Raw genomic sequence first — 12,938 nt, 5'->3', positions numbered from 1 at the left:
TGGTCGGCCGGTACCTGCCGAGCCTTATTCCTTGACCGCGCGCGGACGCACCTGGACGTGCACTTCGGCCAGCTGCTCGTCCGGGATCGGCGACGGGGCGCCGGTCATCAGGCACTGCGCGCCGGTGGTCTTCGGGAACGGGATGACGTCGCGGATCGACTCGGTGCCGGCCATCAGCGCGGCGATACGGTCGATGCCGAAGGCGATGCCACCGTGCGGCGGCGCGCCGAAACGCAGCGCATCGAGCAGGAAGCCGAACTTGCCCTCGGCCTCTTCGGCACCAATGCCCAGCAGCTCGAACACCGCGCTCTGCATGTCCGAGCGGTGGATACGGATCGAGCCACCGCCGATCTCGTTGCCGTTGAGCACCATGTCATAGCTACGCGACACGGCGGTCTTTTCATTCGCGTGCAGGTCGGCAATGTCGTCCACCGCCGGGGCGGTGAAGGGGTGATGCAGGGCGACGTAGCGCTGGGCTTCGTCGTCGTACTCGAACATCGGGAAATCGGTGACCCACAGCGGTGCCCAGCCGGCGGCGACCAGGTTGAAGTCCTTGCCGGCCTTCAGGCGCAGGGCGCCCATGAAGTCGGAGACCTTGTTGTAGCCACCGGCGCCGAAGAACACGATGTCCCCGTTACCGGCACCGACATGGGCGACCAGCGCGGCGAAGGCGTCTTCGCTGAAGAACTTGGCGATCGGCGAACTGACTTCGCCGCTCTCGCTGATCTTGATGTAAGCCAGGCCCTTGGCGCCGTACTTGGCGGCGTGCGCGGCGTATTCGTCGATCTGCTTGCGCGACAGGCTGGCGCCGCCCGGGATGCGCAGCGCGGCCACGCGGCCATCGGCATCGTTGGCGGCCGCGGTGAACACCGGGAACTCGCTGGTCTTGACCAGTTCGGCCACGTCCACCAGCTCCAGCGCGATGCGCAGGTCCGGCTTGTCCGAACCAAAGCGACGCATCGCCTCGGCCCAGGTCATGCGCGGGAAGCTGGCGGCCAGCTCCACGTCCACCACTTCCTTGAAGATGGCGCGGATCATGGTTTCCACGAAGTCCTGCACATCGCGCTCGCGCACGAAGGCGAACTCCATGTCCAGCTGGGTGAATTCCAGCTGGCGGTCGGCACGCAGGGCTTCATCGCGGAAGCAGCGCGCGATCTGGTAGTAGCGGTCGAAGCCGGCCACCATCAGGATCTGCTTGAACAGCTGCGGGCTCTGCGGCAGGGCGTAGAACTCGCCCGGGTGCATGCGCGCCGGCACCAGGAAGTCGCGCGCGCCCTCGGGCGTGGCCTTGGTGAGGATGGGGGTTTCGATGTCCTGGAATCCGCGGGCGTCGAGGTAACGGCGCAGCGCCTGCACCAGCTTGATGCGCGTGCGCATCATCTTCTGCATCTCGGGGCGGCGCAGGTCGAGGTAGCGGTACTTCAGGCGCGATTCCTCGCCCGGGTTCTCATGGGCGTGGAACGGCAGCGGCTCGGCCTTGTTCAACACCTCAATCACGGTGGCCAGCACTTCGACCTGGCCGGTGCGGATCTTGTCGTTCACCGAATGCCGCGCGCGCACCACGCCGGTGATGCGCAGGCAGTCCTCGTAGCCCACGTTCGCCGCAGCGGCCACCACGGCGGCGTTGCCGGCGTGGTCGGATTGCTCGGCCACCACCTGCACGATGCCCTCATGGTCACGCAGGTCAATGAAGCAAAGGCCACCCAGGTCGCGGGCAACGTCGGCCCAGCCGCAAAGGGTGATGGTCTGGCCGATCATGGACTCGTCCACGAGGCCACAGAAATGGGTGCGCATGCTTGCTCCGGGGGAAGAACGCCGTGCCCCGGACGGGGCGACGGAAACCTTTGAATTTTAAGGCCCCGCGGGGGGTGCGGGCAAATGGGAACGGTTCAGCGGGGCTTGCCGGCGTAGATATATAGTCGGTTTGCGGGCCCGACCCCGTCCAAAGTCCTTCAAGGAGATTCCCATGTACAGGCTTCTACTGGCAGCATCGCTTGCCATCGGCTTGGTTGCGACGGCCCCGGTGGCGCAAGCGCAGCCCAAGGCGCAGTCGGGCACCCGTTCCTATGCTCCCGAAGACCTGCGCCAGCTCGCCCCGCGCGACCGCATCCGGGTGCTGGAAACCGAGTACGAAGAACAGTCCAACGGCCGCCGCCTGCCCTCGGACCAGCGCGACTTCTACCTGGCGCAGATCAACTCCGGCTGGACCTTCAGCCGCATCAAGACCGACATCGCCCAGTCCCTGCGCGGAAACAGCGGCGGCTGGAATGGCGGCAACAACGGCGGCAACAACGGTTACCCCGGCAACAGTGGCGGTGGCCGCGCGGTGCTCTGCGAAAGCATCAAGGAGCGCTACCGCGAGTGCGTCACCAACTTCCGCAGCCGCGCCGAGCTTTCGCGCACCCTCTCGCGCGACACCTGCCGCGAGAACTACAGCTGGGGCCAGCGCCGCGGCACCGTCTGGGTCAGCCGTGGCTGCCGCGCGGAGTTCGTCGAGTCGCGCTCGGGCTGGGGCCCGGGTCGTCCGGAGAACAACTACAACGTCACCTGCAGCAGTGAAGACAACCGCTACCGCACCTGCGCCTGGCAGAGCCGCTTCGGCCGTCCGTACCTGATCGAGAACCTCTCCGACACCCAGTGCGTCCAGGGTCGCAACTGGGGTTACACCAACAGCAACTCGATCTGGGTTGATCGCGGCTGCCGTGGCCGGTTCGCCCCGCGCAACTGAGCAGGCCCACGCGGGCGTTGCAAAGGAAAAGGCCGCCCCAGGGCGGCCTTTTTCGTTTCAGTCCGGGGCGGCTTCCGAACCCCAGGGCGCCGGCGGCGGCGCTATCGGCTTGGTGAGGTCGAACTCGACCTGGAACAGCCGGCCTCCCGGCCGCGAGAGCTCGTAGACGAACTGCCTGCCGGGCTCGATCTCCATCGCCCAGGTATTGACCACCGACGCCGTCAGCCCGAGGCGCTCGAACATGGCAATCGATTCGGCGTCCACGGGGAACGCCTGGCGAACGGCCGTGCCCGCCTCGGCGGTGTCGCCGCCGTACATCGTCGATTCGTCCGGCGTGCCGTCTTCGTGCCGGTGGTCGTGCTTGAGCCGCAGGCCGCCGGGGGTGCGGGTCAGCACCCAGGTGCGCGAGCGGTCGTCGCCGACGTGGAACGGAACCTTGACCTCACCCTCGCGGCACTCACGCACGTGCATCACCAGCGCCTTCCCGGCGAAGGCGTTGTCGGGGGACTCGGGCACGTCCACCCGCACCTTGCCGGCGAAGGCCTGGCCGCAGTGGCTGGCCATGGCGGCCATGAAGGCGTCCACCGGCGCCAGCGCGGCCTGGTCGATAGCCGGGGGCGCCAACGGCTCGGGCAGGCCCAGCGCGGCCGGGGCCGATGCTTCGGAAGGCGTGGTCTGCTGGCCCGCGCAAGCGGCGAGCAGGAGGGCGGAGGCGAGCAGGCTCGCCGCGGGCAGGAGGGTTTTCATGCCCCGACCCTACCGCGCCCGGGAAGCGGGCGGCAACCTGGCCGCGGTCAGCCGGAGGGCGTGGACTTGGGTTCGGACGGCTTGACGGGCGGGCTGGCGGCTGGTTTGGCCGCGGGCTCCGTCTTGGCCGCCGGCTCGGGCCTGGCTTCGGGTTTGGCGGCGCCGCCTTCGGCCAGGTTGCGCTTCTTGTCGCCGTCCTTCTTGAAGTCGGTTTCGTACCAGCCGGCGCCGGCAAGCCGGAAGCTGGGCGCGGTCAGCTGGCGACGCACTTGGGCCTGGCCACAGGCCGGGCAAACGGTGGGGTCGGCGTCGGAGAGTTTCTGCAGGCGGTCGAACCGGTGGCCACAGGCGTCGCACTCGAAAGCATAGATGGGCATGGCGAAAGACAGGACTCGTGCGGCCCGGGGCCGAATGGCTGAATTAGCTGCTATCGCGGCCTCCAGTTCAAGCCCGGCGCCCTGCCGCAGACCTCGCAAGCAACTGATTATTGGTAAATTTTCCATTCAGATCAACGTGTTACAATATCGCACTGCTAACTGTTGGCTGATTGAATGATTTCCAAGCTTCTGCCTCTGTCCGCCCTGCTGGCGGGCGTGGCGCTGCTGCTCATGGGCAGCGGGCTGCTGGGCACCCTGCTGGCGGTGCGCGGCGGGCTGGAAGGTTTCGACGAGCGCACCCTGGGCCTGGTGATGTCGGGCTACTTCGCCGGCTTCTTCCTGGGCACGTTCGCGGCGCCGCCGCTGATCCGGCGCATTGGCCACGTCCGCGCCTTCGCGTTCTACACCGGCGTTTGCGCCATCGCGGTGCTGCTGCACCCGCTGTGGGTCGATCCCGTGGTCTGGTTCGGCCTGCGCCTGGTCACCGGCGCGGCGCTGGTGGGCCTGTACACCGTGATCGAGAGCTGGCTCAACGCCCAGCCTGAGCGCGAACACCGCAGCCGCGTCTTCGCCGTCTACATGGCCGTGAACCTCGCAGCGCTGGCCGCCGGACAGCTGTTGCTGGGCCTGGGCGTGGACCGGGGCTTCGCCTTGTTCAGCCTGGTGGCGATCCTGGTCTGCGCCGCGGCCCTCCCGGTCACGCTGACGCGGTTGGCCCAGCCCAGCTTCCCGGCCACGCCCCGGCTCGGCCTGGCGCGGCTTTACCGCACGGCACCCGCCGCAGCAGCCAGCGCGGGGCTTTCGGGTCTGGCGATGGGCGCGTTCTGGGGCCTGGGACCCACCTATGCCGGGCAGATCGGGCTGGGCCGGGACGGCATCGCCTACTTCATGGTGGCGACCATCCTGGGCGGCGCGCTGCTGCAGTGGCCCCTGGGCCGCTGGTCAGACCGGATGGACCGCCGCATCGGGCTGATGCTGGCCTGCGCCGCCGCGGCCGCGCTGTCCCTGCTGGCGGTGCCGGCTGCCGGCTGGGGGCATTGGGCGGTTTACGCGACCTTCTTCGCCTACGGCGGCGTGGCGTTCTCCATCTACCCCTTGGCGGTGGCGCACATGCTCGACACCCTTCCCGGCGACGAACTGCTGGCGGGCTGCAGCAGCCTGCTGCTGGTGCACGGCATCGGCGCCGCGATCGGGCCGGCGCTGGCCGGCGCGCTGATGTCGCGCCACGGCGCCAGCGCCCTGCCCGCCTTTTTCGCCGCCGTGCTGGGCCTGTTGGTGCTCTACCTGGCCAGCCGCCTGGCCTTCCACCGTCGCGCGCGCATGGCGCCGACCCCGTTCCACCCGATGTTGCGCACCACGCCCGGAGTCCTGGCGCTGCTGCCCGAAACCCAGACCCAACCCCTTCGCAAGGATAACCATTGAGCACCCAGACAGCCCTTCGCCCCACCGAACTCGCGTCTCCCGCACGCTTCGTCCTGGCCACCGACCTGGACGGCACCTTCCTTGCCGGCGACGCCGACCAGCGCCAGCAGCTCTATCGCCTGGTGGCACGCCACCCGGACATCCACCTGGTCTGGATCACCGGCCGCGGCCTGGAGGCCGTGATGCCCCTGCTGGCCGACCCCTCGCTGCCGCGCCCGGACTACGTGGTCTGCGACGTCGGGGCTACGGTGGTGGACGGCCGCACGCTGCAGCCCCTGCAGCCCCTGCAGTCCCACATCGACGCCCGCTGGCCGGGCGAACGCCCGGTGGCCGAGGCCATGCGCGAGTTCACCGCGCTGCGTCGCCAGGACGTGCCGCAGGAACGCCGTTGCTCGTACTTCTGCGAGCCCGGTGAACTCGAGCCGCAGCGCGCAGGCATTGAAGCCGCCGCGCGCGCGCTGGACTGCGCCGCGCTCTATTCGGCCGACCTCTACCTGGACATCCTGCCGCCGCGCACCGACAAAGGTCGCACCCTGCAGGCCCTGGCCGAGCAGCTGGGCATCCCTGGCGAGCGCATCCTGGTCGCCGGCGACACGCTCAACGACCTGTCCATGTACGTCGCCGGTTTCCAGGGCGTGTGCGTGGGCGACTCCGAAACCGCGCTGCTTGAAGCCACGGCCAGCCTGGACCACGTGCTGCATGCGAAGGCCACCGGCTGCGGCGGCATCCTGGAAGCGATCGAACACTTCGACCTGCTGGCCGTGGACGACCCGCATCGCGCCGAGCCCGAGGCCAACCGAACCGGCAACGCTTCGCTGGTGATGGTCTACCACCGCTTGCCTTACGAGGAGTTCATCGAGGACGGACAGCTGCAGCGGCGCCGGCCCAGCTCACCCAACGGCATCATCCCGAGTCTGTTGAGCTTCTTCGCCGGCGGCCAGGACGGCTCCTGGGTGGCCTGGAGCGTCGACGACCAGAAACACGGCGAGTTCGAAACGCACACCCCGGTGGATTCCGAGCTGTACCCACATCTCACCGCCGTACGCGTGCCGCTGAGCAAGGCCGAGGTGGACGCCTTCTACAAGCGCTTTTCCAAGGAAGCCTTCTGGCCGATGCTGCACACGTTCTGGGAGCGCGCGCGCTTCCGCGAAGAGGACTGGAAAGTCTTTCTGCGTGTCAACCGGCGCTTCGCCGAAGCCGTGGCCGCCGAAGCGGCGCCGGGCGCCACGGTCTGGCTGCACGACTACAACCTGTGGATGGTGCCGGGCCGCCTGCGCGAGCTGCGCCCCGACCTCAGGATCGCCTTCTTCCACCACACGTACTTCCCGTCCGCCGACATCTTCAACGTGGTGCCGTGGCGCCGCGAGATCATCGGCAGCCTGCTCAGCTGCGACTACATCGGCTTCCACATCCCGCGCCAGGTGGAAAACTTCGTGGACGTGGTGCGCGGCGCGATGCCGGCGCAGGTGCTGGCGCGCGAGTCGTGCGCGCCGCGCTTCCTCACCTACGGCTGCGCGGTGGGCATGGACGTGATGACCACGCGCATCGGCGTGGGCGGCCGCGAGGTCGGGCTGGGCGCGCATCCGGTGGGCACCGACCTGGGACGCATCCGCGGGCTGCTGGCCACGCCGTCGGTGCGCAACAACATGGAAAAGCTGCGCCGGGAAATCAGCCCGCGCAAGCTGGTGCTGTCGATAGAGCGGCTGGACTACACCAAGGGCACGCTGGAGAAGCTGGGCGCCTTCGAGCGCCTGCTCGAGGCCCAGCCGCACCTGTTGGACAAGGTCACCCTGGTGATGATCTGCGTGCCGGCCGCGAAGGAAATGACCGTTTACCAGAAGCTGCAGACGCAGATCGAACAGGCGGTTGGCCGCATCAACGGCCGCTATTCGCGGCTGGACTGGACGCCGGTGCGCTTCTTCGCACGGCCACTGCCGTTCGAAGAGGTGGTGGCGCACTACGCGGCCGCCGACGTCATGTGGATCACGCCCCTGCGCGACGGCCTGAACCTGGTGGCGAAGGAGTTCGTGGCCACCCAGGGCATCGAGGGCGGGCGCGGCGTACTGGTGCTTTCGGAGTTCGCCGGCGCCGCCGCCGAACTCAAGGGCGCACTGCAGACCAACCCGCACGATCCGGCCGACCTGACCGCCGCGCTGGGCCAGGCGCTGGCGATGGGCCAGGACGAGGCCGAAGGTCGCCTGCGCCAGCTCTACGGCATCGTGGAGGAATACGACGTGCAGCGCTGGGGCCGCGACTTCCTGGCCGCCGTCGCCGCCAGCTGAGCCTCCGCGGAAGACCAGCGGCCGGAAGCAGCGCCAGCGCGATGGCGACGCGGCGCTGCCGAACTGCCGCAGCCTGCAGGAACTAGCGGAACGCGCCGGAGCCCACCAGGCCTAGGATGCCGATAACGATCAGGTAAATGGCGACGATGTAGGCCAGCAGGCGCGGCCGCACCAGGATGAGGATGCCGGCGATCAGGGCAATGATGGGTGCGAGGGTGAGGTGCAGGTTCATGGCGATGCTCCGTACATCGTAGTGGCCCGGATGATGCGGAAACGGCTCCGCATCGCTCCGTGCGATAGCGCACATAGCCAGCGCCCGGCTGGCCGCTGATCGAACCCGAGCCAAGCCTGGGTGTGCTGGCGAACATAACCCGACCGCTATATCTGTCAAGGTCGTGGCCATGAATGACGGCTGCCGCGCCCCTTGCCCAGCTCGGTGGAACAAAAATTTTGGTGGCACTTCGGGACAGCCCCGGCTTCGGCCGGGGCTTTTTTTTCGCGGGCACGCCACTCATCGTCGTTGCTGAAACGAAGGTAGAACATGAGCAACACGTCGCAGCTTCGCAATCCATCGGCACCGGCATCAGCGATCGGCACCGCGGTACACGCCGACGACCTGCGCACGGCGCTGGCCGAATTCCGCCAAAGCCTGGGCTCGGTGCCGCAGGATTACCAGGCCATGACCCAGGCCGAGCGCGAAGCCGCCTTCCTGCGCCTGAGCATGGCGGCCGAGGAGGCCGCGCGGATCGCCGAGCGGGCGGTGCGCGGGCTGGATGAACTGGCCGTGGCCACGCAGCGCGACCCGCTCACCGACACCCCCAACCGCACGGTCATGCTCGACCGCATGGGTACGGCCATGGCGATGGCGCGGCGACGCAAGTCTCGGCTGGCGGTGATGTTCCTGGACCTGGATCACTTCAAGCAGGTCAACGACACCCACGGCCACGCCCGCGGCGACGAGTTGCTGAAGCTGGTGGCGCGCCGGCTCGAGTCGGCGGTGCGTGACACCGACACCGTGAGCCGCTTTGGCGGCGACGAATTCCTGGTGCTGTTGTCGGAAATCTCCGAGGTCGAGGACGCCGGCCTGATCGCCGCCAAAATCCTGCAAACCCTGGCCGAGCCGCACCTGCTGGCGGATTGCGCAAGCGGGGTGCGGGCAAGCATCGGCATCAGCCTGTTTCCGGAGGACGGCAGCGAGGTGCCCGACCTGCTGGAGTCAGCCGACCAGGCGATGTACCGGGCCAAGAAGCTGCCGGGCAGCAGCTACCAGTTCCACTCCGTCCCCACCACCACCGACACCAGGGCCCTGGACGAGGTAAAGAGCGCCGAGAACGACCAGACGCTGCGCCAGGCCAACGAACGACTGGTGCTGAAGGTGCTGGCCAAGCATCCCGCGGACCCCGAGTCGGAGGCCGTCCACGGCCGGCGCGTGCGATTCCTGGCGATGGTGGCCCACGAACTGCGGCACCCGCTGGCGCCGATCCGCAGCGTGGCCGAGCTGATCCAGCGCGCCGCCCGCGACGAAGACCAGCTCACCCGGATGCGCCACGTCATCGACAGCCAGGTCTTCCACATGGCCCGGCTGGTGGATGACCTGCTGGACGATTCGCCCACGGTGGCTGGCCGGTTCCGGATGGAGCGTGAACCGATGGACCTTTTCGCCGCGCTGCGCCGGGTGACTCAGGCCTGGGAACCGGCGCTGGCGCTGAAGAACCAGAAGCTGCACCTGCGCATACCCCGGCGCGAGTGCCTGGTGGACGGCGACCCCACCCGCATCGCCCAGGCCTTCGCCAACCTGCTGGACAATGCGTCCAGGTACACGCCCGAAGGTGGCCAGATCCGCATTCTTGCGCGCCGCAGCGGCGGCGGCATCTGCGTGCGCGTTTCGGACAACGGCATCGGCATGCCCAAGGGCACCCTGGACTGCATCTTCGACCTGTTTTCGCGCGGCACGCAGGCCATGGCGGTGCACAAGGGCGGGCTGGGCATCGGCCTGGCCGTGGCGCGCGAACTGCTGGAGGCCCACGGCGGCAGCGTGTCGGCGAAAAGCGCCGGCGAGGGCCACGGCAGCCAGTTCGACGTGCTGCTTCCCGAACTGCCCTGCGCCGTCCCGATCAAGTCCTGACGCCGAGTCCGGCGCCCTGACCTGCGCTCAATCAGCCAGCGCGAGCCACTCCGACTCGAGCTCGTCTTTTTCCTTCGACAGTTCGCCCTGGCGCTGCGCCAGCTGGCCGATTTCGATGCCGCCGTCGTTGCCATAAATGGCCGGGTCGGCGAGCTGGGTCTCGACGCGCACCAGTTCTTCCTGCAGCAGCGCGATGCGCGCCTCGACCTGCTTGAGCCGCTTGGCCGCGAGATCGGCTTCGTGCTTCGTGCGCACGGGCTTGGGTGCCGGGGCGGGCGCGGCCTTGGCCGCCGCCTTGGCCGGGCGCGGCTCGTTGTTGCGGCTGCGCAGCCAGGCCGCGTATTCGTCCAGGTCGCCGTTGAAGGACTCGACCTTGCCGTCCGCCACGCGCCAGAAGGTTTCGCAGACCAGGCCGATGAGATGGCGGTCGTGCGACACCAGCACGATGGCGCCGGCGAAGTCGCTCAGCGCCTCGGCCAGCGCTTCGCGCATGTCCAGGTCGAGATGGTTGGTGGGTTCGTCGAGCAGCAGCACGTTCGGCTCGAGATAGGCGATCAGCGCCAGCGCCAGGCGGGCGCGCTCGCCACCGGAGAAACCGTCCACCGACTCGAAGGCGCGGTCGCCGACGAAATTCCAGCGGCCCAGGAAGCTGCGCAGCACCTGTTCGCCGGCGTTGGGCGCCAGCTCCTTGAGGTGCCACAGCGGGCTCTGGCCCTCGTGCAGGCTTTCGACCGTGTGCTGGGCGAAATAACCGATGCGCAGGTCCGGGTGCGCCACACGCTCGCCGGCCAGCAGCGCCAGCTCACCCACCAGTGTCTTCACCAGCGTGGACTTGCCGGCGCCGTTGGGACCCAGCAGGCCCACGCGGTCACCGGCCTCCAGGCCGAAGCCGACGTCGTTGAGGATCTTCACCGGCGCCGCCGGCGTGGCGTAGCCGGCGTCCACGTGGTTGAGGCGGATCAGCGAGTGCGGCAGGCGCGCCGGTTCGGAGAACTGGATGCGGAAGCTGCGCTCGGCGCGCACGGCTTCGGTGCCGGCCATCTTGGCCAGGCGCTTCATGCGGCTCTGGGCCAGGCGGGCCTTGCTGGCCTGGGCCTTGAAGCGATCCACGAAGCTCTGCAGATGGGCGCGTTCGGCCTGCGACTTCTCGTGGGCGATCTGCTGCTGGCGCAGGTGCTCGGCGCGCTGGCGCTCGAAGCTGGTGTAGTCGCCCACGTACAGCTTGGCCTTGCCGTCGTGCAGGTGAAGCGTGTGCGTGCTGACGCCGTCGAGGAACTCGCGGTCGTGCGAGATCATCAGCAGCGTGCCCGGGTACTTCAACAGCCAGGCCTCGAGCCACAGCACGGCGTCGAGGTCGAGGTGGTTGGTGGGTTCGTCCAGCAGCAGCAGGTCCGAGGGCATCATCAGCGCCTTGGCCAGGTTCAGGCGCACGCGCCAGCCACCGGAGAACGACGACACCGCGCGGCCGTGCGTGGCGGCCGGGAAGCCCAGGCCGTGCAGCAGGCGGCCGGCGCGCGCCGTGGCGTCGTAGCCGTTGATCTCGGCCAGGCGCTGGTGCGCGTTGGCCACCCCGTCCCAGTCCTCGGCGGCCATGGCCGCGGCTTCGGCCAGCAGGATGCCGTGCACCTCGGTGTCGCCCGACAGCACGAAATCGATGGCGGCGTCGGGCAGCGACGGAGTTTCCTGCGCCACCGAAGCGATGCGCACCTTGCCGGGCAGGTCGATGTCGCCCTGGTCGGCCTCCACCTCGCCCATCACCGCGGCGAACAGGCTGGACTTGCCGCAGCCGTTGCGGCCGATGACGCCGATGCGCCAGCCGGCGTGGAGGCTGAGGTCCACCTGCGACAGCAGCAGGCGTTCGCCGCGACGAAGGGCGAAATTTCGGAAGGCGATCATGGGGTTGGGCCGGAGGCGAGGCGTGCAGGCGAGGGCCCGCATTCTAGCAGGCCGGCGACGGCCCCGGATTTGCCCCGGGGCGACGCCAGCCGCGATACTCCAATAGCCCCCTTCCACGACGGAGCCCCGATGCCCCACGACACGCCGCTGATCGCCCTTCTCGCCGTAGGCCTGGTACTGGCCTTCGTCTTCGGTACGCTGGCGCACCGCCTGCGTCTGTCGCCGATCGTGGGCTATCTGGTGGCGGGCATCCTGGTCGGCCCGTTCACGCCCGGCTTCGTGGCCGACCCGGACCTGGCGATGGAGCTGTCGGAGATCGGCGTGATCCTGCTGATGTTCGGCGTGGGCCTGCACTTCTCGGTCGAAGACCTGATGGAAGTGAAGTGGATCGCGATCCCCGGCGCGGCGGTGCAGATCACCGTGGCCACGCTGCTGGGCTGGGGCCTGGCGTGGTGGCTGGGCTGGTCGCACCTGGAGGGCATCGTGTTTGGCCTGGCGCTGTCGGTGGCCAGCACCGTGGTGCTGCTGAGGGCGATGGAGGACCGCCGCCTGCTGGAAACCAAGCGCGGCAAGATCGCGGTGGGCTGGCTGATCGTCGAGGACCTGGTGATGGTGGTGGCGCTGGTGCTGCTGCCGGCCCTGGCCGAATCCATGGGCGCGGGCGACGCCAAGCCGGGCACGGGTTCGGTGCTGGGCTCGCTGGGCCTGACGCTGGCCAAGGTCACCGCTTTCGTGGTGCTGATGATGGTGGTGGGCAAGCGCGCCATCCCGTGGCTGCTGCAGCGCGTGGCGGGATTTGGCTCGCGCGAGCTGTTCACGCTGTCGGTGCTGGCCATCGCCCTGGGCGTGGCGTTCGGCTCGGCGAAACTGTTCGGCGTGTCGTTCGCGCTGGGCGCATTCTTCGCCGGCATGCTGCTCAACGGCGACCTGAGCCACAAGGCCGCGTCGGACTCGCTGCCGCTGCGCGACGCGTTCGCGGTGCTGTTCTTCGTGTCGGTCGGCATGCTGTTCGACCCGATGATCCTGGTGGAACAGCCGCTGCCGGTGCTGGCCACGTTCCTGATCATTACGGTCGGCAAGTCGCTCGCGGCCTATGCCATCGTGCGGGCGTTCGGGCATCCCAACTCCACCGCGCTGACCATTTCGGCCAGCCTGGCGCAGATCGGCGAGTTCTCTTTCATCCTGGCCGGGCTGGGCGTGTCGCTGGCCATCCTGCCGCCCGAGGGTCGCGACCTGGTGCTGGCCGGCGGGCTGCTGTCCATCATTGCCAACCCGCTTATCTTCGTGGTGCTGGACCGCTGGCAGGCCAAGGCCAGCCACTCGCCCGAACCGCGCGCTGCGGAAACGCCGGGCCCGCAGAG

The 12,938-nt window shown here is 68.7% G+C and carries 10 protein-coding genes; 5 read left to right on the top strand and 5 right to left on the bottom strand.

Going from position 1 to position 12,938, the window contains the following annotated elements:
- Nucleotides 1–24 precede the first annotated feature (24 nt).
- On the bottom strand, nt 25–1,794 hold the full coding sequence (gene aspS / locus K0M70_RS02040; RefSeq protein ID WP_290778619.1) for an aspartate--tRNA ligase: 1,770 nt from the start codon (nt 1,792–1,794) through the stop codon (nt 25–27).
- 172 nt (nt 1,795–1,966) lie between these two features.
- Here aspS and K0M70_RS02035 point away from each other — a divergent pair, with 172 nt between their 5' ends.
- Nucleotides 1,967–2,728: a DUF3011 domain-containing protein gene (locus K0M70_RS02035; protein ID WP_290778616.1), complete on the top strand. Its 762-nt coding sequence runs from the start codon at nt 1,967–1,969 to the stop codon at nt 2,726–2,728.
- Between the two features lie 57 nt (nt 2,729–2,785).
- Here the strand turns inward: K0M70_RS02035 and K0M70_RS02030 are convergent, their stop codons facing one another.
- Both K0M70_RS02030 and K0M70_RS02025 read right to left on the bottom strand, forming a co-directional pair.
- The gene (locus K0M70_RS02030; RefSeq protein ID WP_290778613.1) at nt 2,786–3,475 is read right to left on the bottom strand and encodes a hypothetical protein; all 690 of its coding nucleotides are present in this window, start codon (nt 3,473–3,475) and stop codon (nt 2,786–2,788) included.
- Nucleotides 3,476–3,522: 47 nt separating this feature from the next.
- Entirely contained in the window at nt 3,523–3,852 is a 330-nt protein-coding gene (locus K0M70_RS02025) for a zinc ribbon domain-containing protein (protein ID WP_290778611.1), read from the bottom strand.
- A gap of 174 nt (nt 3,853–4,026) precedes the next feature.
- On the opposite strand from K0M70_RS02025, the gene K0M70_RS02020 reads away from it, so the two are divergent.
- Both K0M70_RS02020 and ggpS read left to right on the top strand, forming a co-directional pair.
- Nucleotides 4,027–5,274, top strand: coding sequence for an MFS transporter (locus K0M70_RS02020; RefSeq protein WP_290778609.1), 1,248 nt, complete (start codon nt 4,027–4,029; stop codon nt 5,272–5,274).
- Nucleotides 5,271–7,556, top strand: a complete 2,286-nt coding sequence (ggpS, locus tag K0M70_RS02015; protein ID WP_290778606.1) for a glucosylglycerol-phosphate synthase — start codon at nt 5,271–5,273, stop codon at nt 7,554–7,556. The genes K0M70_RS02020 and ggpS overlap by 4 nt, the downstream gene beginning before the upstream one ends.
- An 82-nt stretch (nt 7,557–7,638) precedes the next feature.
- On the opposite strand, the gene K0M70_RS02010 is transcribed toward ggpS, so the two are convergent.
- On the bottom strand, nt 7,639–7,788 hold the full coding sequence (locus K0M70_RS02010) for a DUF3096 domain-containing protein (protein WP_290778603.1): 150 nt from the start codon (nt 7,786–7,788) through the stop codon (nt 7,639–7,641).
- Between the two features lie 309 nt (nt 7,789–8,097).
- On the opposite strand from K0M70_RS02010, the gene K0M70_RS02005 reads away from it, so the two are divergent.
- Nucleotides 8,098–9,681 (top strand): diguanylate cyclase, encoded by a 1,584-nt coding sequence (locus tag K0M70_RS02005; RefSeq protein WP_290778600.1) that lies wholly within the window; start codon nt 8,098–8,100, stop codon nt 9,679–9,681.
- Nucleotides 9,682–9,708: 27 nt separating this feature from the next.
- On the opposite strand, the gene K0M70_RS02000 is transcribed toward K0M70_RS02005, so the two are convergent.
- Nucleotides 9,709–11,577, bottom strand: coding sequence for an ATP-binding cassette domain-containing protein (locus K0M70_RS02000; protein WP_290778597.1), 1,869 nt, complete (start codon nt 11,575–11,577; stop codon nt 9,709–9,711).
- A gap of 129 nt (nt 11,578–11,706) precedes the next feature.
- On the opposite strand from K0M70_RS02000, the gene ybaL reads away from it, so the two are divergent.
- Nucleotides 11,707–12,938, top strand: a 1,232-nt coding sequence (ybaL, locus tag K0M70_RS01995) for a YbaL family putative K(+) efflux transporter (protein WP_290778595.1), incomplete at its 3' end; no start/stop codon positions are given.

The organism is Arenimonas sp., assembly GCF_019459675.1.
Lineage (GTDB): Bacteria > Pseudomonadota > Gammaproteobacteria > Xanthomonadales > Xanthomonadaceae > Arenimonas.
Note: the sequence above shows the minus strand (reverse complement) of the source record. Positions and strands in the feature narration are given on the sequence as shown.